The organism is Bacillota bacterium (genome assembly GCA_013178415.1).
Taxonomy (GTDB): Bacteria; Bacillota; SHA-98; order Ch115; family Ch115; genus Ch115.
The window spans coordinates 21966-44877 of sequence record JABLXA010000016.1 but is presented as its reverse complement, the minus strand read 5'-3'; the positions used below and the strand labels follow the sequence as shown (position 1 = coordinate 44877).

Below are 22912 nucleotides of genomic sequence, written 5' to 3'. Positions count from 1 at the left end.
ACGTCGAAAATCTGCCTTCTCAACTGGACCACCACTCCTTTCCATCACGGCGCAGAAGATCCTCTGCTTCCTTAGGTCCCCAGGTCCCCGCAGCATAATTGGGGAAGCTTACCTCATGTCCTTTCCACGCATCCGTTATCGTCTCGGTGAAGGCCCAAGCGTTCTCTACCTCGTCCCACCTTGTGAAAAGCGCCGAATCACCGGAGATGACATCCCTTATCAGACGTTCATATGCCTCAGGAGAGTTTTCCGGATAGATGCAGTTTTGACAATAGTCCATCTTGACCGGGATGATCCGGTCTCGCATTCCAAGCTCTTTCGCATTGAATTGCAGATAGACTCCCTCCTCAGGCTGTATCTTTATCACCAGTACATTGGGAAGCAGCTCCCCATATTTCTCGAAATATAGAACCCCGGCTGGCGCCTTGAATTCGATAACTATCGAGGCAGCGCTCCTCGGCAGCCTCTTCCCAGTCCTAAGATAGAAAGGCACACCACTCCATCTGAAATTATCAATGAATAGCTTGGCCGCTAGAAAGGTCTCAGTCATTGAATCAGACGATGCGCCCTCTTCCTCCCTATAGCCCTTTACTCTTCGGCCGTCTATGCTGCCGGGGCCGTACTGCCCCCGTACAATAAATTCCCGTGCCATATCCGGGGAAAATCTCCTGAGGGAACGTATCACCTTTACCTTTTCATCCCTTATCGAGCGAGTGGTGAGATCCACCGGCGCTTCCATGGCTGTCAAGGTCAAAAGCTGCATCAGATGATTTTGAACCATATCCCGGACGGCTCCCGCTCCTTCATAGTACCGTCCCCTGGCCCCGACCCCATCTGCCTCAGTGACGCTGATCTGAACGTTGTCTATATACTTGTTGTTCCACAGAGGCTCAAAGAGGGAATTGGCGAAGCGTATGATCATTATGTTCTGGATCATTTCCTTGCCTAGGTAGTGGTCGATGCGATATATCTCATCCTCATTGAAAACCCTGGTTATCCTCCGGTTCAATTGTCTGGCTGATTCAAGATCCTTGCCAAACGGCTTTTCTATCACGATTCTCCTCCAGCCAATCTCCGCCTCTGCCAGCCTTTCGTGAGAAAGCCGTTCTACAATTTGGGCAAATTGCTCGGGGGCCACGGCGAGGTAGAATATGAAATTCCCACCGGTGCCCAATGCCCTGTCCGTTTCCTCTAAAAGCTGCTTCAAGCCCGCATATGCTTCGGGGTCTTCTATCTCAAACCGCTGGTATTTGAAATACTCCAGGAATTCACCACAGGCTCCATCTTCAACCTTACGGGAGAATTCCTTGACCGAGTGACAGACGCTATCGCGAAATTCACTTTCATCACTTAGCTTTCTGCCAAGTCCTATGACTGCAAAACGTCCGGGTAATTGCTGCTGCCGATAAAGGTTATACAAGGCAGGAAACAGCTTCCTCCTGGCAAGGTCCCCTGTAGCGCCAAATATCACAAGGATGCACGGATCCAGCTTGGTTCCTTCTTCGTGAATTGGCATATCAATCACATCGCTCTCCTGTGAGTCGCCAATTATCTTACATCCCCACATACCGCCATGACGGCGTCGTTAGATGGACGAAAATAGAAGCCGTCAATCACGAGGTAATTGTTGATACCGTCCAGACGGCACCATCAAGGATAGAAATGGAGGTAATCCATTTACAAAATAGACCTCCATGCCGCTGTCGCAACGCCATCAGAAGGATGAAAATTCCCAAAGCGGACGCCGCTATTCTCTGGGTGGAATTTATAAAACCCACTCCGTATGAAAAGATCCAGGCTTATCCAGCCTTCTATATGTATGGGCACCAAAATAGTCCCTCTGCGCCTGCAGTAGATTAGCCGGGAGTCTTTCAGTCCTATACGCATCAAAATAGCCTAGGGCCGAACTAAACGCAGGCACTGGAATGCCATGGATGGCGGCAAAACTCACTACCTTCCGCCAGCTGGCCTGTGAATCCTCGATAGATCTCCGGAAATAATCATCCAGCAGCAAATTCGGAAGCTCCTTATCCTTTATATAAGCTTCTCTAATGCGATCCAGAAAACGCGCCCTGATTATGCATCCACCCCGCCAGATTTTTGCCACTACACCGAGGTCTAGGTTCCATCCATATGCTTTTGAGGCAGCTCTGAGAAGAGAGAATCCCTGCGCATAGGCACATATCTTGGATGCAAATAATGCTCTGCCGATGTCATTGATCAACCCTTCTCTATCGTCATCGTCACCAAACCGGAGCTCCGGCCCTCTTAGGGCGCTTGAAGCCCTTACGCGCTCTTCTTTCAGCCCGGACATGAATCGCGTGAAGACAGCCTCTGTAATGGTAGGTACGGGCACACCCAGATCGAGGGACTCCCGGCTTGTCCATTTCCCCGTTCCCTTCTGCTCCGCTTCGTCGAGGATCATATCGACCAGGGGTCTTCCAGTCTCCTCATCGACCCTATTCAAGATATATGACGTGATCTCTATAAGGTATGACCCGAGCTCTCCTTCATTCCATCTGGCAAATACCTCAGAGATCTCATTGGCAGACATCCCCAAGAGCGCGCTCATGAGGTGATAGGCTTCTGCTATGAGCTGCATGTCCCCGTATTCAATCCCGTTATGGACCATTTTGACAAAATGGCCGGCCCCATCGGGCCCGAGATAAGCGCAACAAGGTTCCCCATCAGGGGCTTTCGCGGAAATGCGCAGAAGGATCTCTCCCATAAGATCCCAAGCTTGCGGAGCGCCACCCGGCATTATGCTCGGTCCACGAAGAGCGCCCTCCTCTCCCCCGGAAATTCCTGTTCCGAGGAAAAGAATGCCATGTTCCTTCAATGCCTTCTCACGCCTTATGGTATCCTTGAAGAATGAATTCCCGCCATCAACTATAAGGTCTCCATCATCGAGCAAGGGAACCAACTGTTCAATCACGGCATCAACGGCATCCCCGGCTTTGACCATAAGCATGATTCGACGAGGCCTCTTCAAAGACATCACGAGTTCCTCCGGGGAATGCGCAGGCATGATATTCGCTCCCCTTGCGATGCCATTTACAAACTCATCAACTCTCTCAACAGTCCGATTATATACAGCGACCCTGAAACCTTTGCCAGCCATGTTAAGAGCGAGGTTCTGTCCCATTACGGCAAGGCCTATAAGCCCAATGTCAGCGTTCAACACTACCAAATTCCTCCATGCATGCTTTGATCAATCATATTATCTCGCAAGCAAAGTCCGGCAACAAGACATTTCTTGGAATACTGGCCCTATATCTCATGCTGTAGCTTGCGCGCTACATCATAAGCCATTGCCGCCTTCAACAACAATGGGAGGATCATCCATTCTGGACAGAGCCGAGCCCGGACCGTCAAGGCGCGGGACAGGGCCAGATAGGATAAAGGGTTATTAGGCTCCATAGCGATACCCTCTTCAGCCTCAAGGATAGCTCTATCGGCGAACCAACGCACCTCCAGCAGTTCCTTGCCTTTAACCCTGGCATAAGATGCAAGCACATCACTGAGCATCGCACATGCCGTAGCTCCGGCCCCGAGGCGCTTCGCCTGACAGAATGCATCGAGAGCTACTCCCAAGGCTTCCAGTTTCTTTGGAGGCTGCCCCTCCTTGTTGGCGAGATCAAGATACCATTGTCCGATCTTGAGGTAAGTTTTAGAAACGCCTGAGGGCAAATCTCCAAAGCTATGGAGATCCAAACCACTGGAAGCACGAACTGAATCCACACACGATCCCTCCGAACCCTAATATTTCCCGAGTAACCCATCCTTTCGGGCGATTCTATCAGCGTAAGCGAAGACCGCGATTCCTATGGCGATGGTGGCAACGCTGCTAGCTAGAAATGGGGCCAGTACCGATGTCCATACAGATTCTGGTCCAACCGCGCCCGGCATTATAGCCCCTTGTAGGAGCGCGTTACCCCAGCGAAAAGGAACCATGGCGGCCGCCAGCGAGATCGACGCTGGAAGGTCCTTCATCGGCAATATTGCCAGAGGGAGCATCGCAAGGCTGAAGAGATTAATGAGAAACCCCATTCGCTTGTATAGGAGAACCAGCGACGCTATCAAAAAACCCCAGCCCGACATGCCAACCCCGATCGCAAGTAATATCACAAAGACCTTTATGAAGGGCAATGATATCTCTATCCCCGAAATATGAGCCACAGCCCCCAGGGCTAGTATCAAAATGGGGATTAACCTCATCGTATCCGCCATAACCCTGGCAATGATGATGCACATCAGATTGGGGCGACATATGGAAAGCTGCTCAAGGGTCCCCGTATCCGCCTCATCTCTAACTACCTTACTCGGTCCCTGCGTACCAACCAAAGCTATGAAGAACCCCACGAAACCGGCGAGCCGTTCCCCTGCTTCAACGAATTTGGTCCCGATAGTGCCAGGATATGCATCTGCCCCTGCCACTATGACAAATGCTGTGATCACCAACCCCGCCATTTCCGCAACTGCAGATAAAGGGTATCTGAAGTGCATCAATACTCCTCGCTTGAATTCTGCCATGCACAGTATCACATATGAAAACAATCTCTATTCCCCTTCCCCTAGCTTTTCCCAATGATTCGCAGATAGGCTTGCTCAAGGTCTGGTTCCCTCCGCAAAAGATCCTTGATGCCAACCTTCCGTTGCCTCAGGAAATCTAGCAGCTCATAGAGCTCGTCTACATCCTCAGCATCAAATGTGATCTTCAATCCATCTCTAGTCTCGCTGAGAGCCACACCTTTAAACGAGGTGATGGCATCCCGTCCGATCTCATCAATGCTGCCATCCACGGAGAGCTCATAGCAGTGGGTCCTCAAAAGCCTGGACAGGTGAGATACCCTGTCCAGGGCGACTAGATATCCTCCCTGTATTATGCATACCCTATCCGCAAGTCTCTCGGCAAAACTCATATCATGCGTTGCTATGAGTATCGTCCGTCCCCGCCTGGAAAGCTCACGAAGAAACCCGACTAACTCATGAATTGCAACCACATCTAGGCCGGATGTGGGCTCGTCGAGGATCAGTATCTCAGGGTCGCTCACAAGAGCCACAGCTAACCCAAGCCGCTGCAGGAGCCCGCGAGAAAGATCACCGGCTGGTGTGTTGCTCATACTGGAAAGACCGAAAGCTTCTAACAGACTCCCAATACGGTCCCTCAACTTGCGCCCCCACAGCCCAGTCCTGAGTGCGCCAAAATACTCCAGATTTTGATAGCAGCTTAATCTCCAATAAAGGGATCTGGCATCTCCGGACATCACTCCGAGAGCCGCAAGGGCTCTCGCCCTAGAACTGGTTATATCTACCCCTTTTATTCGTATCGCGCCGTGAGTCAATGTCACGAGCCCAACCAGCATCTTGATGATAGTGGTCTTACCTGAGCCATTAGGACCAAGTAGACCCATAAGCTCTCCATGGGATACATCAAAAGTCACATTGTTGACCACTGTTTTTCCTGGCTGCCCCCACCTCCTCCCATATGTCTTGGTGACATTTTCCAGAGATATGGCAGATTCATAATATGACATTGAAGACCGCAAAATCCCCACAAAGCGCCGGCGCAAAAGCCCTCCTCATTCGCTGATAGGAAGAATGCGCCTACCTCCTTTCTCATGTTTATGTCCTGCTTTCAAAGCCGTCGATTGTCGCCAGCCTTCCACAACCATCCAGGCCATGGTTAGATAGTTGAGAGAAAAATGTGCGACCCAACCCGGCCATAATGAATCAATGGAACGATTCAGCATTTCAAAAAAGAACCCGAGGGCGGTTGGCATGACCATCACATATGCCTCCATCAATAGCGCCTTTTCTCCACGTTTCCGCAAGGCCAGCCTCAATGGCATGTGGTGAAGCACGCCAAAGAGCAAAGCTTGCCCGAGGGAGGCTATGATGACCGCGTCGAAGATCCCACTGCCAGGTCTAAACCCTCTTGCCGCCATTATTAGACGATAGAAAATGTCAAAGCATATTCCCCTGAAGATGAGTTCCTCGAAAAAGGTCTGACATCCTATGTAGAAGATGCCCAAGAATAAGGCGTAATGTGTGTCAAGCCTGCTTAGAAGCCCAAAGCTGCCGCCTGGAACGATGACATTTTCTCTGACCAGACGGGAGATGACCCCCGGTAACAAAACATGATCCAATAGTCTTCCCGCCGAAAAGGCGGTGCCTACCATGCAGGCCACAGCAAGCCATGGGATCTTACTCAAGCGCGTGGTGGAAAGCCCATAGTACCCCACAGGATCTGATGAAGTGGCCAGAGCTATGGCCACGAGCATGCCCCAAACCAGGATAGGCCCAAGATTTATAGCATGCGCATTCTGTCTTTGAGATTCAATCCCGCAACTTGAGCCGCTATCCGGGGAATCACCGAATTTCCAATCCACCCAGAAACATATAACGCATGAGATGCCAATCATGGCCCAGGGCAAGGCAGTCTCACATGTGAATAGACTCTTGATCCAGTTCAAGATTCGACCCCTTTCAAACTCGAAATTGCCCTTTTGAAGTTCTCCCTCATCTGCTTCAGGTTTTTCTCAGGAGGTTCATCCTCTCGCCAATCCCATAGGAAGGAACCGTACAAGCTTCGATAGAAGCTGCAATAAGGATCTTTGGCAAGAAAATCCCTTCTCTCATGAAATGACCCGGCTCTGCACCCCCCACCGCAGAAGTACCTGACATCGCATTCACTACAGCCTGGGAGATCATCTACATCAGGGATCTGGCCCGATATAAGTCGTAAAGCGGACATCACAGAATCGGTGAGAGCATTTCCGCAGGCTAATTCCGGAAGATGCAACAGAGGGCATGGATATATCTTCCCATCGGGCCCTACACTTAAGATGGATTTTCCCGCGCCACATGAAACCCTAGGAATTAGAGCCAAGGGCGCTTCGGGACCATGGCACTCAATCTTCTGCCCATCCGGGCATTTGGATTCAGCGCCATCGCCGCAGGCAGGATCTGAGGACATCTTGTCGAGGATATCCCCGGCCCATATTAAAAGGTCCACAGGTGTAAGTTCCAGGTCCCTCGATCGGCATTTCCCGCGCCCTACTGGCATGAATAGGCTGAAGTGGTAACCGACCCCAAGAGATTGTGCCAAATTCTCGAGACCAGCGAGATCCCCGATGTTGAGTTTCGTGATGGTGGGCACGATCTCAATTCTCTTCACCCCCGCGGAAAGGAGAAGCTTTATTCCACTGATGGCCGCCGAAAATGTCCCATCGCCTCGGATGGAGTCATGCAACACAGCCTGGCTTCCATCCACACTTATCTGGATGCGTAGGTCCATCTGCGCCATTTTACTGGCTAGAGGCTCGGTGATGAGCGTCCCATTGGTAAGCAGGACCACATTCGAAAACTTCCTGCATGCGTGGTCTAGTAAGTTGATGAGATCTGGCCGCAACAAGGGTTCGCCGCCGCTTATGAAGACGCATTGGACTCCATCCGATGCAATACCATCAATTATTCCATGCCACTGGTCAGTATCTAGATCTAGCGGATACTCTCCGTGTCCGCTTCCAGAGCCGAAATAGCATGTCGGACAATTGAGATTGCATCGGTCTGTCACATTTAGGTAGAGTTTTTCAGGACTGGACGGTGAGACTGGACCTGGGGAGAAAGAAGTATTACCATTCCTGGCGGGTTGAGGCAATACCATATTCCCTGGCATATTTATTAGATATTGATGCTCGAAGAGGTATTCGAAAAGCACCCGAATCGAATCATCCGGCGCGAGATGGGATGGCCACTTCCCCTCGCAGGCTTCGGTCACCAGCCTCCAGGCCTCCGGAGTCAACTTTATCCAATCTGAGAGATCAGGATTGATCACGACGACCTGATCCTTATCTGAGATGACCCTCACGTTTGCCGGGATTGCAAGTCTGGATTCCAAAAGGTAAACTGGCAACAAATTCCCTAACACCTCCACTTGGGTGTTACCGCCGGAGGCGCCTCACTTCCAAGGCTTCCGGCGGCAACTCGTCTACTCAGAGAACTGCCGGCATCAGATCCCTCGATGCTCTGCCCCCTTGATCCTGGCTTTTGGATGGCAATGCTCCGAATAGGACGGCAGAGATTCGCGCTGACTGGCTTAGCCGACGGTCACTCTGTGTCCCCACAGCCTGAAGCTCACGCAGAATCCGTCAATCCCGATATTGAGATTCAGCCGCTTCCCGCCGATCTTCCCGTACATTCCTCTTCCTCCTCTCTACAGATTCTCCTCAGCAAAAGCTCTCTACATCTTACCTGCTGTCCTCCCGCTGGAAGAACCCCGCAGGACTATACTAGCATGGCCTTCCATAAAATCACATCACCCTATAGGATGATATTCGGGGTGAATATCCTCGCACAGCTCACCTTCAGCATTTAATGAGGCTCCGGGTCGCTACCCTTATGGCCTCTGACCTGCTGGTAACATGCAGTTTTTGTAGGATCCGCCTTATATGACATTTTACGGTATTGACGCTGAGATATAGCTCTTCAGCGATTTCCCTGTTGGAATGCCCTTCCACTATGAAGGAGAGCACATCTTTTTCAGCCTCGGTGAGCTTCCAGTTTGGATCACAATAGAAATAGCGAAAATCCCCCTGATTGGGCCCTCTCGTTACAAGCCGGGCCTTGATTTGAATGTCTGTGGCCAGCCGCGATCGTTGTTTCAGCATTCTCCCCAGATCAGGGTCAATGATCCAGTTCCCCGGAAGATGCGCATCCTGCCCTGAACCGGCCTTTCCCCCGCCCTCGCCCCTCTCATGTCCTCCTGATCTTGCCATGTCCTGGCCAGGCAGGGCGCCGCGCATCGTTCCTTTTACTCCATCCCGGTCTTCCAAGTTGAATACCATGATATCCTTGAGCATCTCCTGTAAGATCACGCTCGCCTCACGTCCATCTATCTTGCGTGCGTATGGGTCCACCAGGATAGCATCTGGTTTCAGCTCATAAGCTTTATGAACCGCCTCCATAAGAGATTGAGCCTCGCCAACTACTTCTATGGAGACTTCATCCTTCAATGCGTCCAGTACTCCCCGTTTTACTATAGGGTGGTCGGTGAAAAGGAGCAATTTGATCCTGGCCATATAGATCCTCCTAGAATAGGTCCTAGATCTACTGGGTGAAGATGAGGAATAATATGGATGACTTAGGTATATGATACCATCGGTTACATTAGATGTAAAACATAAAACTGGAAAGAACCGAGGAATTTATCAGGGAAAATTGGAATTAATGGCCAATTTTTGATGCTAATCCCTGACTTTTGGAAGTTATGGAATGAATTTGGGGGTTGCGATCCGGGCGGCGCCCCATTACAGGGGCCTTATCGCCTCATCGCTCTCAACGCGGCCATCGCGAAGAAGAATTAGACGTCTTGCATGGTCGGCAACAGCTCTGTTGTGAGTAACCATCACAATAGTAACGCCCTGTGAGTTCAGGTCATCAAAGATAGACAGGATCTCATCGCCCTGCTTGCTCGCCAGGTTCCCTGTAGGTTCATCAGCGAGAATGATGTCAGGATCATTGGCAAGAGCTCTCGCTATGGCGACGCGCTGCTGTTCGCCTCCTGACAACTGGTTGGGATAATGTCTCAGCCGGTGGCCCATGTCAAGCGATTCAAGCAGGGCACAGGCCCTCTTCCACCGTTCTGCCGGTCGGACGCCTGCATATGCCATGGGAATCATCACATTCTCAATTGCCGTGAATTCTGGAAAGAGGTTATAGCTCTGAAATACAAACCCGAAATGCTGACATCGGATCCTGGCAAGCTCCCTATCGGACAATCTGGTTATATCAGCGCCTTCGAGCAGATACTTTCCGGAAGTTGGCACGTCAAGTCCGCCCATTATATTCAATAGCGTGGATTTCCCCGAACCGGACGGGCCCATTATCGCAATATATTCTCCACGGGCGACATCCAAGGTGACATCCGATATGGCGGATACATCTACCTTGCCCAAGACATATATTTTGGAGATATCCCGAAGCGCAATGAAACCATCCATAGGCTGACTCATAGCTAGCCCCCCCTTGGCACAGTCGGCGGTAAGCTGGTCCGGCTTGATCCCCAATGGACTCAAAAGCAAGATGGATCCGGCGGCGTGCCGGTTTATGATTGTCGCCCTCCTTCTGACAATACCCGAATCTCCTTCCTATCTTTGAACTCCTCATACGAAGATGTTATCACCTTTTCCCCGGCAGCAAGCCCCTCCAGGATCTCAATAGCATTACCATAGGACCTGCCGAATCTCACATCCCTCTGGACCGCCTTATCCCCTTCTATCACATAGACAAACATCTCCTGCCCGCTGGCGAGGAATGGTCCTCGCGGGAGATACAAAACGCCGGAACGTTGCCTCACTTCGATTTCAACATAGGCCGCGCTATTTGGGGGCACATCACCCGGGTTCGCATTCAGGCCTACAGTAACATCCACAGTCGCGCCCTGCCCTGTCTCTTCGGCCCTTGGAGCCACATCCTGCACGGTCCCGCTGAGGCTCCTCCCGCCAAGATCCACGGTCGCTCTCTGACCTGCCGTGACGAGCCTTATATCTGATGCATCTACCTTAGCCTTTACCACCAGCCGGCTGAGGTCCGCGACCTGAGCGACGACCATCCCCTGGCTCACTGTCGCGCCCGGCACAACAGCCACGTCAAGAACCTTGCCGGCGATGGGGGAACGGAGAACTAACCCCGCCATGGCATCCTCGATAGCCTTGAGGCTAGACCTGGCAGCGCCAAGTTGCCGGGCGCAGGCGTTGATCTGGAATTCAGCCTCGGCCTTCGATGCCGAGAGCTCCGATTGTTTGGATTCGACAATAGATTGCGCGCGATCAACTTCCGCCTGGGCCTCCTCCACCTGCTTTTGCGGAATGGCGCCAGCCTCATAAAGCTTTCGCGCGTCCTCTAGCTTCGCCATCGCATAGGCGACATCTCTTTTCGCATCCTCCAGGTCGCGTTCTATACGCTCGATGGTCTGCTTTGACTCAAGGCGGGCCTTCTCCAGATTATCCTCGGCGGTGAGCGCTTGAAGTTTTCCTTCTTCAAGTCTTGCCGCAAGATCCGCCGAGTGGAGAATGCATATAGACATGCCTGGCTTTACTTCCTGGCCGGGCGTCACCATAATCTTTTGAACGACTCCAGCCACTTCCGCCCGTATCTCTACTGTGTGGGCCGGCAAAACCGTCCCGGGCGCGTCCACCACATCTTTGAATTCTCCAGGCCTGACCTCAGCATAGGTATAATTGGCCAGAAGATAAGGCTTCTCGCGTGGCATCAGGAAATATGCCGGCAGACCTACTACGAGCGCCAGTACGATAGCGACAAAGAGAACCATCGCCAAATCTCTCCGGGTACGCCCCGATAATGCCCTGGGCGGCCTTCTTATAATGGGCTCAAATCGCTTCGTCCCTGTATCTTGCCTTATCCCGGCATCTCTCTCCGACATGGCATCGAATTCCCTTCCTACAATTCTCTTAAGATCTCCGCAGGCTCCACCTTTGCCGCCTGAAAGGCCGGGATGAATCCAAATAAGGCGCCCGATGCCGCGGCAAGCGCGATTCCTCCAAGGGCCGCAAGCGGTGCCGGGTACGGACTCACAAGGCTGCCAGTGGCAAACCAGGTCCGTTCGAAAACAACGCTCTTTATGAGAGGATACAGCCAGAAAGCCAACAAAATGCCAAGGGCTCCTCCCGCGAAGGCCAAGATGGTAGAATCCAACGTAAATTGCAGTATGATAGCCCTGCGCGATGCTCCAAGGGCCCGCCGGAGTCCTATCTCCCTCGTTCTCTCCACCACACTCACCATCATTATGCTGAGTATTCCTATCGCGCTCACGACGAGCGCAACAAAGACCGCGCCTCCAAGGGCCAGGGTCAGCTGAGATGCAAACCACAAGATCATCTTGGCCCTATCCCCCGGAGATTCAAATATGACCGACGCCTTATCGTCGGCCCTCACCCCGCCCTCCGCTTCTGCAATAGGGATACCCGGCCGGCGTCGCCCTGATATCAGCGTCTTGATACGATCTCTGACCATGCCTGCCTTACCGGGCTTCGCTCGAATCGAGAGGGTTGTATATGGATACCGAACCACCATATCAAGACCCGGAGCCCTTGCGACGCCCGCCGGGTCGACAGTGGCCGGCCAGAACGCAGACCACGCGATCTTCACGGTGGGTGAAAGCGGATTCGCCTGGCCGGATTTACCCCGGAACACGCCTATCACTCTATATTTAGTCCTGGGGATCGGCTCCGGCTTAGACTGATCCATCCCGCCCATAACCCTGGGAAGAACTTCAATTGTCTCACCAACATATGGAGGGCTTCCAAACAGGATTTTACCAAGGCCTTCAGAGATCACAACCACGTCTGACTTATTCTCCACATCCGACCTGGTTATGAAACTGCCCTCGATTATCTCGAGGTCATATATCTTCGCGTAATCCGCACCAACTGACGCACCACCCCTCACGAGATACCGCATTCCGTTGGCCTCCGCCACAAATATCGGGAGCTGCGCCACAGGTGACACCGCTTCCACCATGGAAAAATCAGAGGCAAGCTCCGCCACATCTCTTTCCGTGAATATCGGATACGTGACGCGCGTCAAGCCGCCCTGTTCATTACGAAATTCACTGCCGCCTACAGCTACCACCAAATCCTCACTCGCCCCAACGAGATGGCCCAACATAGCCTGGAGATTCATTTTATAGCTCAAGACGGACACCACGCAGGCAATCCCGATGCTTATCTGTAGAATCGTGAGGAAGGCCCGGAGCGGATGGCGCTTTATGTTGTGCCATGCGGACCCAAGGATTATGGAAAGCACCTCATCATACCTCCCTCAAGGCGTCCGCCGCCACAGACCTGGCGGCAAGATAGGCTGGATAAGCGCCGAATACCAGGCTGGCGAGGCACGAAGCGCCTATTCCCGCCGCAAGGCCCCAAAGCCCCACAGTAACCACGAAGCCTTGAGTAACCATGGCAATGAGACGGACCCCGCCCATCGCCAGAATCAGTCCGATGCCGCCGCCTGCGAGCCCAAGGATGAATGATTCCCCGAGTAATTGGAGAAAGATGTCCTGCCTGCTTGCGCCAAGGGCGATGGATATGCCAATGGCTTTAGTGCGCCGGAGCACACGGGCAAGCATGAGGTTGAGGATGTTGATGGCAGCTATCACCATCCCGGCTGACGCAATAAGCAGGATCGCCATCGCCAGACCCCGCAGACTGCGCATGGCATGTTTCATGTCATCAAGCGCTGAATGAACGGCAACACCCCCGCGGTATTCGCGTTCTACAAATTTCCTGACCTCATCAAGAGCAACTGGCGCTTCCTTCGCAGATGCAGGCATGACCCAGATCTCCCGCAAGGTTGTATCCGGCCCCCTGTGCTCCCATGTTGAGGTGATAGGTATGAAGCCACATTCATCAAACTGGTCCATGGGGTCTGAAAGGCCCGTGCCTTTCCCCTTTGCATCAGGTGAGACGGGCTCTAATACGCCTATGACTGTATAAGACGAGGACGCTCCCCCTCTGGATCCCCCCGGGCCTACTGGAGCAAAACCCCACAGGAGCTCCTGCCCGATGGCAGGAGCATCACCGAAAAGACGCTTGGCCAGCTTGCTCCCAAGTACTATCACATTTGAACCAGCTGATATATCAGACTTGGTGAAAAAAGTCCCCTGTCCCAGCCTCAATCCATAGGCATCAAAAAACTCAGGCGTAATCGCCATAACCTCACTGTGCGGGGCCCCCGACTTGTTGCCTGTGGATATGGCAGGCCTGAGCGGCATCATTCTATACTCTTGGGTGAAAACATACCTGGCAGAGGTGACACCCTGCCTGAGGCGTTCCATATCCCGCATGGTAAGCCGCACAGGGGGCGTCCCGGCGGGCCCTATGGGGGTAGCAGGCGCCTGAGACGGCCCGCTGGAAAAAGATGCATAGTCCTCATCTCGGGGTATTATACATATTCCCCACGCGATAGGATTCCTTGCGAAAGCCCTGGCCTGATCACTCACGCTGCCGATGAGCCCGGCGAATGTTGCCACAACTGCGACTCCCAGGGCTATCGCAAGCACGATCAAGAAAGATTCGAGGAACCTCATACGCGAATAACGTATGGCTATACTCGCCAAATCCTGGATCCTCATTAGATCACCTCTCACAATGAAGGTGAACTGATCTTTGCCATCTTTTGGAAAAAATATGGGCCTCTCTTCCGCGCGGCAGTAGCGGCCGTGTTGTCTGCCGAGTTACCTTGGACTGTCGCATTATGGATCCCCTCTTTCGCGTACGAAAGCATTGGCTCTTGGCTTCGCATCCAAAAGGCCCATGCTATGTCCTTTTTCCCACATCTATCAAATTCTGACGTCTTATCTGAGTACATTACTTCAAAGGAGCGCCATGAAAAATGGGGTCCGCCTGACGAGGTCGGGAACCGATCGAGGCGGACCACTGGATTTGTCATGAGAGATGGAACAGTCCCGGTTGAATCTTCCCATGGCTGAAAGGACTTGCCGCGATCCGTTCTCTGCCGTTCTATTTCTGAACCCGGTATCCAAGATTCTCTATTGTATTTACGATATCGTCCCTCTTCAGGACGGCCGGATCATAGGAAACTGAGATCTTTTTCTGAGATAACTCGCCGCTTGCATCCTGGACACCATCCAGTGATTTCAGACCTTTGACCACTCGTTCGATACAACCTTCACATTTCATTCCATTTACAGTTAGAGTCAACGATTCTGCCTTCCCTTCAGCAGACTTCTTTCTGGCAAAAAGCGCCATGACCACGCCGCGAAGAATCCCGCTTTATCTGCATGATCTAGAAGCAAGAATGATCGCGGCATACCTCCTTTCTAATCTATGATGCCGCTTGGCGCTGGCTCAACCACTTGCACCGCTTCATGATATCTTCCGAAAATCCTTATTCTCCATATTCAGACGTTAGTACCGACATGATTCCCCACAATTTTACAGGCTATGCAGACACATGAGTTCCGGCTTTTCCCTGCAGGGCTTCCATTAGGACTTGTTCTCTTTTAGAAGATCCAGTAGTTGCCTGGCATCCTTAAAGGATGTGTCAATATGCAATACTTTCCGGAGTTCTTCAATAGCAGCATCTATATCTTTGTCCTGTATAAGGGCGACTGCAAGCCAGTAATGGCTCTCAGCATAAAGGGGATTATACGATATTGCCTGGCGAAATTCGGATATAGCGTTTTGGATGTCATTATCGAGAAGATATGCCCTTCCCAGAGCTATTCTGAGAGATACCCTGGAAGGGCTCAAATCTATGGCATCCTTTAAGTGCTCGATTGCCTCCTTAATATTCCCCTGCTCAAGACACATGTCCCCCCAGGTAAAATGAGCATCCACAAAATATGGTGCTATGGAGATGGTTTCCTTGAAGGCTTGGGATGCCCCCTCTGTGTCTCCGGTAAGTCGAAGCGCGCGTCCGAGTTTATAATGAGCCGTGGCCCATTTGGGCATCAGCATGATGGCCTGGCGGTAATAGTATGCAGCCTCCTTATATAGCCCGCCCTTCATCGAGAGATCTCCCAGGGCGATCCAGATGGATACTGAGTCTCCATCAGATTCGAGAAGATCCTCATATATAGCCATGGCTCTAGCCTGGTCCCCCATGGAAAGATATGAAAGAGCCAGGTTCTCCAGAGCATCCTTACGGCCGGGGCTTAGTTCGAGAGCGCGACGGAAGGAGGCAGCCGACTCCTGGAATTTCCCTAAATCATAGAGTGCAAGCCCTAACTGAAAATGAGCGTCAGCCAGGGTCGGGTCGATCTCAAGTGCCTTCCGGTATAGTCTTATTGCTTCATTAAGGGATGGTTGATCATGCCTTCCAGCTCTATTAGAATAAATATTCGCAGCCTTGTAATAAAGATCAGCCCTGGAAAGGAAATCAGATGGCAGGAGTTCAGCCTCTTTGAGGCCGTTTGCGATTTCGCCGGTATCCAGATATACAAGACCGAGGTAATAATGAAGTCTTGGATCAGAATAACCGAGATCCTCTGCCTTTCGGAGGGACAACAAGGCATCATTCAACTGCGCCAGGGAATGATGAGACACACCTTTCAGAAACCATGCTTTCGCGCTGAGAGGATCGAGATCTAGGGCTTTTTCAATCTTAGATAGGGCTTCCGCCGCTTTGCCGGATTCTATGAGGGCATTTGCTTGATGAAGAAGCTCATTCTCATTCTGGTCGGGATCGGATGCGAAAACCTTGTCACTCCCTGCAACTCGGGGGAGCAGGGACATGATCGCCGTCAGTAAACACATAGATATAACAAATATCACCGCCGCCCTCAGCCTTATCGACGCCAGGTGGGATACGACTCTTTCCATCTGATTCACCCCCATGAATATTGCTCGTAAAAGCTGATGCGGTAGACCTTTGGCCTATCGGGACCAGGCCACCGTAAGATCTCCGGTTGCCGGATAATCCTGGCCCATTAAGGTGAACTAAGTGCCGCTTTCACAAAAAGAGCAGTCTCGAGACGTTTTCTCATGATGGCGCACGCGATGTTGTCAGGTGACAGGATATCTCCTCCTCTCTCCACCGCATTCGCATGACACCCGCCCCCGCACAAGAATCTGGCCCAGCAATTTGCGCACCCATTCTTTGTATATATATGAGCCCCTGCAAATTGTCGCGAAATCTCAGGATGAAGGATTCCATCCCATACATTTCCGAGGCGATAATCTTGCTTCCCGACAAATTGATGGCATGGATAAATGTCGCCCTCAGGGGTCACAGCCAGATACTCGATGCCAGCGCCACATCCTGAGAACCTCTTGGCAATGCATGGCCCATGATCCAGATCTACATTGAAATGAAAAAATGAAAATCCTCTACCATTCCTGGCGCGATCTACATACTGAAGGGCCAACTTATCGTACTCTTCATAGATCCGGGGCAGATGCTCTTCTCTAATAGAATATGGCTCATCAGGACCCGCTACCACAGGCTCTACAGAAACTGACCTGGCCCCGAGATCAGCCAGGTGCATGACATCCGCGGCGAAATCCAGGTTATAGCTTGTATACGTCCCGCGGACATAGTATATGCCATCGCCCTTATGCTCCAGGTATCTGCGGATGTTGCGGCTTACAACTTCATAACTCGGCCTCTTGTCGGCAAAGATCCTCATTCTATCATTTGTTTCGGGTCTACCATCGAGACTGAGCACTATATCCATGTTGTTCGATCTTATGAACTCGATCTTTTCGTCATCCAGAAGCGTAGCATTGGTTGTGACGGTGAATTTCAACGCCTTGGAATATTCAGCGGCTCTTTGATAGCCATACCTCACGGCATCAACCACGACCGGCCAATTTACCAGTGGCTCTCCGCCAAAGAAATCCACCTCGCAATGAGCTCGAGGTCCAGAAGATTTCAATAGAAAATCTATTGCCTGCCTTGCGACATTCGCTGGCATAAACTTCCGGGATCCGCCGAAATCTCCCGAACTTGCGAAGCAGTAACGGCAACGGAGGTTGCAATCATGGGCCACATTGAGACATAAAGCCTTGACAGGCAAAGATGCCTTTTCATCTGGAATGGATTCTATCGGAAAGAGTGCCCTATCATCTTGGCGAAAATCGGAAACCAATCCGGAAGATACGAGATCCTCTATTTCCGCAATGGCAGATTCCACATCAGATAAAGGATACATTGGAGAGAGCCGGCCTATTATGTCATCGGAACTCATCAGCCCATAAAGCTCCGCAACCCGCCGCGCGACTTCATCAAGGATATTGAGAGAGAGGGTGCGAGCATCAAAAAATAGGGAAAGGCCGCCTGCGCGGAAGAGATGCCAGTTAGCGGCCTTGAGTTCCTCCGGGCTTCTCAGAGTCCTTCTGGTCCCTACTGCTGACATACTTGATTACCTACGGTGCAGGAAGTCTTGCATGCGGATTGGCACGATGTCTGGCACTCATGGCACCCGCCGGAAAGCATCCTCTGGCCGGGAATGCCAGCGCTTACAACCTTGATATGCCGCCTAATAGGCCGCTTGTTCCGGGTATCTCTTACATCAAGACCCATCACAAAACACCTCCGTGGTTATTCTACTACAGCAGCATCCTTGCGACAAGGCTTAGAGATCTAGAGATATGGATCCGGCCGGGGTACAGTCAATATAAGCTCCGCACTTGTCAATTCCAAAATTGGTGGACGTCCGACGGTTTCAGTGACCAGCCGAAAGATTCGCGGCACCCCGCTTCCGATCCGCGTCACATACCCCATTTTGGCCATATGAGTCAATATAATAGGATTTCGCGGCACATGAATTCCTGCTTTCATTGCCTCAACATCCACAGTATTAGGAGGCTTCCCAGGAGTGTGAACCTCTACACGATCATCGAAGATCAGCAGGCGAAGAGGAGCCCGGACGGTGTAGTCTCTGTGAACCAGCGCGTTTATTATGGCTTCCCTGAATATTTCTGGCGGCAATTCAAGCTGGCGTTCGGGTTCAAAGCCTCTAATCCTGTGTCTTTCTCTTAAGTGAAGACGAATGAAGGCTTCTGCTCCCAGAAGCTGACTTTCCAAGTTGCCTTCTATGTCCTTACGGTCCAATATGTCACCACTCATATCCTTGCCTTCCATTCGAGCCGAGTAAACGGCCATATGGGGATAGAAATGTTGCGGTTGCCTGCCAAAGAGGGCCATCCCGGCCAAGGTCAAGTTATTATCCTTGGTCAAAAGGCGCATATTCCTCAATACCTGTTCCAACGAAAGCCCTGACTCTTCGATGGTCAAGCCATAGGCATGCTGAAAAAACTTGAGAAAGTATGGAACATCCAGATCGGCCGTGGAAGTGCCACGACATGGGAGTTCATCTATATGTAGGGCCTCAGCTGATTGAAAAAGACGCAAGAGTTCTTCACGAGAAGCCTGCTGGCGGCCTGAAGTAGTTCGAATGTAATATACACCACGATTAGTGCGATAAGGACGCTGTTGTCCCTTCGGCACATGGATTATGACACAGAGTTTATCTTTCCCATGTGGTATAGGGATTGTCTCCTGAACCACGGTCAAAGGGGGTTCACAGTTATTCCGGGCGACATTGTCCACCTGCTTCATAATTGCATCAAGTTCGTTAAGATCCACACCTACAGACTGGCGCAGATCATTTACTCCGATAATGATTTCGCCTCCATCTGTGTTGGCCATAGAGACTATGGCTGCCGCCAAATCGTCAGGGTGGGGAATCTTAAGCTTGAATTCCGTATGGATACCCTCTCCGCGTCCCAGCCGCTCTAGGAGATCGTTCCAGTCCATTCGGATCACTCCAAAAATATTCAGGCCGTTGGCCTTATGCTTTCCTCAAGAGATATGATATCATCGAATCTGTCGCTGGTCCACAACAGGGTTTGACAAGGAATCATATCAATTATCGAGAATATTGGCATAGGATATGAAAGAAAGGGGAAATGAAGTCCATGTTTGAGCGGTTGACGTCTTTCGAAGAGAAGCTCCGGGACCGGACTCTTGGACGTATTGTAGGGCTCCTTATGCCGCGGTGGATTCACCCCAATCATATCACGGCGCTCAGGATATGCCTGGTTGGCGTAGCCATAATATTGTTTTTGGCCGGTCAGCCACTTAAGACGCAGACCTGGGTGCTAATCGCGGCCGCACTTACCGATAGCATCGACGGTATGCTCGCTCGCGCCAGAAAATTGAGTTCGCGCGCCGGAGCTTATCTTGACCATTTCTCAGACTGGCTGGTCGGCGGCTGGATGGGCATACTCGCTCTCGTGAGTGGGGCGCTTGGCACTGGCATGGTCATCCTCATCATCATTCCGCAGGTGATCGTGACAATTACCGACAGAATCAAGGCATCGCATCTCGAGTTTAAGGATACCAAGGCGCGGATACTGGCCCTTGCGATGGGGCCGGCCAACTTCAGCCCCAATACCGTCTCACGGCTGCAATTCGTTGCCGTCCTCACAGGCTTCTCCCTTGTACTGTTCAGCAAGGCCAATGATTACCCTACACTCAGGAAGGTGGGAGCCATTTTCCTTTACATAGAGATATGTCTCGCCTGGGTGCTGGTTATCAATGGTCTCTTGGACGTTTCTCATCCTATACGCAATTCCCGCAGGCAGGTTGGGCGGTCCACGATCTCCAAATAGCCATAGTAGCCTGATTTTCTATCTTTTAGGTAGGTCGACCTTTTCCCACAAATTCCCATCATCACCTAAGCGCGCCACAGCAGGAAATCATTAAGGAAGCGGCGAAAATGTCAATTATCTGGCTGTGACGCAATATTTCGCTTGCTAGCTCTGCATAAGATGGTATCATATGCGTCGCAAGAGAATGCAGAGCTATTCTCCATCACTCTTTCGCGTAAGCCAGGATTGACAGGGAAAATCTGATTCAAGGGTAATCTGTTTTCAAATATTTAAATATTTAGGAGATAAATAGAATGCATATGCGGAACCACAAGGCCTATTTTTGCGTTACAAGTCTATGTCTCATTCTTTTTGTAGTTCCTCCCTTTATCAAGAACCCGACTATCTGTGATACCGCCATACAGACGATGTTTGATGCGGCGGCATTTGCCGCGCCATCTACGGGAGATTCCACGGCGAAAAATGAGTCGGCGCAGCCAGCCGAGTTGAAACTGGCAGAGCCTTTGACAGAGGAGGCTTCCGTAAAAGATACTAATCAGGGCTTCACTTCAGACCCGGGACGTCTTCAGATAGGCGGGAAGTTCAGCCTTTCGGCGGACTATTTCACTGGCCACCCTGAAAAATTTCAGGGCCAGACGAGTTCCGAAAATGAGAAAAAGGAGGATGACAAGACTTCATCCGGAGCAAGACGTCCTGGATTCACTCAGGATCTGGAGCTAAATCTGCTGGCTCAGACGGGGCCACGCTCAGATATATATGTCAGCCTCGCCAGTCAGGGTGTCTGGGGCGTCCAATTCCCAAGCGACGGAAGCTACGGAATGAACCCGACCTTCGGTCCTCTACTGATTGACGAAGTGAACTTCAGGTATGTTGGTAAGAGGTTCAGTGTGACAGCAGGAAGGCTCTATGCTTCAATGGGACCAGTCGGGCTTCTCTGCAAAAGCACCGTCTCTCCATTTGAGGGGATACTCGCGACGGGCAAAGTAACCCCGACAATCAATGTCTCACTTCTTTACTCACGTCTCAGCTCGCAATATGGGCGAGCAAGCAACATAGTGATAGGAAGCGATGACCTCATAGCCCTGCGTGCCGAGATGCTTGCTGGCGATTGGTCTCTCGGATATAACTATCTTTTCTCGGGGCTCGTGGACGAGCGTGGTCAAAGCATTGATTTCATTGGGCATATTTTGGGGCGGAAGGTAAAAGGCGAGGTGGCATTTATGCGGCCTCCCACTACTTTTGGGCCTGAATTCAACAAGGGTTGGGTGACAGGATGGGCCATCACCACGGATGTTTTCGATTCAGACAAGCACCACCTTTCCATAACAGCAGGTTGGCTGCCGCCTGGTTTCGAGCCTACCTTTTCCGCTTCCCAATCTGCTGGAGGAACGGAACTAGGACTCTATGAGAATACCAAAGGCATCCGTGTTTCATATGAGAGGCGGTTGAGCCCCAAGACAATGATCCATGGAACAGCAACATATCTTGCTTTCAATAACCCGGAGGACGCGAAGACGAAGGGACTCTATGAAAAGATACCAACCCTGAGTTATACGATGGGGGTAACCCGCGAGCTCTCACCATCCTCCGAGATAGGACTGGACTATTCAGCCTATCAGAACAGTTCCTCAGGATATGGCCGTATCAAGGTATTTTATAACGTCTTATTCTGATATTGAGCTTCGACTCATAATCTTGCAGGGTAGTCGGTCGCGCCGGGCGCTGCCCGCCGCCCTGAGGCGCCATTTCAAGGAGGTGATGCCTCGCATTGAAAGATGGACAAGGGTAATCTTCAATGGCTGGAATCGTGATGATTCTATGCCGATGCTCAAGGGGGCATGGGAGAGCCCCGTAGAGAGGAGGCTGTAAATGCGGAATTCTAAGGGAGTGTGCGGCTGGCTGTCTTTTGGCCAGTCAGGAAGTTGCTCGTTTTCAAAGGAAACCATCGGGATTGCAGAGAATCATGGGAAGGTGCTAGATCGCCAAAAGATAGTAGATCGTCAGAACACGGCAGATCACAGAAAGATGATAACTGTCCAGTCTGCGCGTGGACGGATTGGCGTTTCCGGCCATCAGTTGCCTAGAAGAGCGCTCCAAAACCCCTGCTTCATCTTGATCGCGGCGGTCATATGCATCACAACTCTAGCATGGATAGGCGCTACGCAAATTGCAAGTGCTAGGGGTGGACTTGGAGGAGTAACCTTTATGGTAGATCCAGGCCATGGCGGATGGGACCCGGGGGCAGTGGGACCTACCGGGCTCACCGAGAAGGATGTAAATCTTCGCGTGGCCACAGCTCTCAGGAATTGCCTTGCTGAATATGGTGGGGCAACTGTCAGGATGACGCGCTATGGTGACTATGATGTGAGCCTGGAAGACCGCGTCTATATGGCGAACCAATGGGGAGCTGATAGATTCATCTCTGTCCATCATAATGCCTCTGTCAATCCAGCATATAACGGGACAGAGACATATGCCTATACCTACGGAAGTTGGACCAGTATGGACATGCGAAACAGGGTTCATTGGAGCCTTGTGAGAGGGCTCGGACTCGCCGATCATGGCCCTAAAACCGCCAATTTCTATGTGCTGCGTTATACCCGGATGCCTGCCATCCTGACAGAAGCGTCTTTCATCACCAACCCATACCAGGAAGCCCGGTTAAAGGATCCCGGGTATACCTGGCGGGAAGGATACTACATCTATCGGGGCATCGCAGACCACTTCGGCGTCTCGCCTTGATGTGCCTG

At 51.5% G+C, this 22912-nt stretch carries 20 protein-coding genes; 3 read left to right on the top strand and 17 right to left on the bottom strand.

The genetic code is table 11. The annotated features are described in order from the left end of the window. Positions 1-19: 19 nt before the first annotated feature. The 17 genes from HPY52_12345 to HPY52_12265 form a co-directional block, all read right to left on the bottom strand. On the bottom strand, positions 20-1516 hold the full coding sequence (locus tag HPY52_12345; protein ID NPV81041.1) for a glucose-6-phosphate dehydrogenase: 1497 nt from the start codon (positions 1514-1516) through the stop codon (positions 20-22). A gap of 249 nt (positions 1517-1765) precedes the next feature. After that, entirely contained in the window at positions 1766-3184 is a 1419-nt protein-coding gene (gndA, locus tag HPY52_12340; protein ID NPV81040.1) for an NADP-dependent phosphogluconate dehydrogenase, read from the bottom strand. A gap of 86 nt (positions 3185-3270) precedes the next feature. Next, positions 3271-3741: a hypothetical protein gene (locus HPY52_12335; GenBank protein ID NPV81039.1), complete on the bottom strand. Its 471-nt coding sequence runs from the start codon at positions 3739-3741 to the stop codon at positions 3271-3273. 18 nt (positions 3742-3759) lie between these two features. Further along, the gene (locus HPY52_12330; GenBank protein ID NPV81038.1) at positions 3760-4506 is read right to left on the bottom strand and encodes an ABC transporter permease; all 747 of its coding nucleotides are present in this window, start codon (positions 4504-4506) and stop codon (positions 3760-3762) included. Between the two features lie 68 nt (positions 4507-4574). After that, entirely contained in the window at positions 4575-5549 is a 975-nt protein-coding gene (locus HPY52_12325) for an ABC transporter ATP-binding protein (protein NPV81037.1), read from the bottom strand. Between the two features lie 33 nt (positions 5550-5582). Beyond that, a complete protein-coding gene (locus HPY52_12320; protein NPV81036.1) occupies positions 5583-6476 on the bottom strand; it encodes a CPBP family intramembrane metalloprotease in 894 nt (297 codons plus the stop codon). Further along, a complete protein-coding gene (locus tag HPY52_12315; GenBank protein NPV81035.1) occupies positions 6473-7903 on the bottom strand; it encodes a radical SAM protein in 1431 nt (476 codons plus the stop codon). The genes HPY52_12320 and HPY52_12315 overlap by 4 nt, the downstream gene beginning before the upstream one ends. A 466-nt stretch (positions 7904-8369) precedes the next feature. Further along, positions 8370-9083, bottom strand: coding sequence for a response regulator transcription factor (locus HPY52_12310; protein ID NPV81034.1), 714 nt, complete (start codon positions 9081-9083; stop codon positions 8370-8372). Positions 9084-9311: 228 nt separating this feature from the next. Beyond that, complete coding sequence (locus HPY52_12305; GenBank protein NPV81033.1) at positions 9312-10004, bottom strand: ABC transporter ATP-binding protein; 693 nt, start codon at positions 10002-10004, stop codon at positions 9312-9314. Positions 10005-10108: 104 nt separating this feature from the next. After that, complete coding sequence (locus HPY52_12300; protein NPV81032.1) at positions 10109-11446, bottom strand: efflux RND transporter periplasmic adaptor subunit; 1338 nt, start codon at positions 11444-11446, stop codon at positions 10109-10111. Positions 11447-11463: 17 nt separating this feature from the next. Next, positions 11464-12828 carry an ABC transporter permease gene (locus HPY52_12295; protein ID NPV81031.1) on the bottom strand — a complete coding sequence of 455 codons (1365 nt, stop codon included), beginning with the start codon at positions 12826-12828 and terminating at the stop codon, positions 11464-11466. Positions 12829-12832: 4 nt separating this feature from the next. After that, on the bottom strand, positions 12833-14110 hold the full coding sequence (locus HPY52_12290; protein NPV81030.1) for a hypothetical protein: 1278 nt from the start codon (positions 14108-14110) through the stop codon (positions 12833-12835). Between the two features lie 433 nt (positions 14111-14543). Then, positions 14544-14792 carry a heavy-metal-associated domain-containing protein gene (locus tag HPY52_12285; protein ID NPV81029.1) on the bottom strand — a complete coding sequence of 83 codons (249 nt, stop codon included), beginning with the start codon at positions 14790-14792 and terminating at the stop codon, positions 14544-14546. 237 nt (positions 14793-15029) lie between these two features. Further along, complete coding sequence (locus HPY52_12280; protein NPV81028.1) at positions 15030-16367, bottom strand: tetratricopeptide repeat protein; 1338 nt, start codon at positions 16365-16367, stop codon at positions 15030-15032. Positions 16368-16474: 107 nt separating this feature from the next. Then, a complete protein-coding gene (scfB, locus tag HPY52_12275) occupies positions 16475-17902 on the bottom strand; it encodes a thioether cross-link-forming SCIFF peptide maturase (GenBank protein NPV81027.1) in 1428 nt (475 codons plus the stop codon). Continuing rightward, positions 17890-18069, bottom strand: coding sequence for a six-cysteine peptide SCIFF (gene scfA / locus HPY52_12270; GenBank protein ID NPV81026.1), 180 nt, complete (start codon positions 18067-18069; stop codon positions 17890-17892). The genes scfB and scfA overlap by 13 nt, the downstream gene beginning before the upstream one ends. Before the next feature lie 60 nt (positions 18070-18129). Continuing rightward, positions 18130-19305, bottom strand: coding sequence for a transcriptional regulator (locus HPY52_12265; GenBank protein ID NPV81025.1), 1176 nt, complete (start codon positions 19303-19305; stop codon positions 18130-18132). A gap of 161 nt (positions 19306-19466) precedes the next feature. On the opposite strand from HPY52_12265, the gene HPY52_12260 reads away from it, so the two are divergent. From HPY52_12260 to HPY52_12250, 3 genes are all read left to right on the top strand, one after another. Further along, positions 19467-20162 carry a CDP-alcohol phosphatidyltransferase family protein gene (locus HPY52_12260; GenBank protein ID NPV81024.1) on the top strand — a complete coding sequence of 232 codons (696 nt, stop codon included), beginning with the start codon at positions 19467-19469 and terminating at the stop codon, positions 20160-20162. Between the two features lie 299 nt (positions 20163-20461). Further along, positions 20462-21835, top strand: a complete 1374-nt coding sequence (locus HPY52_12255; protein ID NPV81023.1) for a hypothetical protein — start codon at positions 20462-20464, stop codon at positions 21833-21835. 196 nt (positions 21836-22031) lie between these two features. Beyond that, positions 22032-22904 (top strand): N-acetylmuramoyl-L-alanine amidase, encoded by an 873-nt coding sequence (locus tag HPY52_12250; protein ID NPV81022.1) that lies wholly within the window; start codon positions 22032-22034, stop codon positions 22902-22904. The last annotated feature ends 8 nt before the right edge of the window (positions 22905-22912 follow it).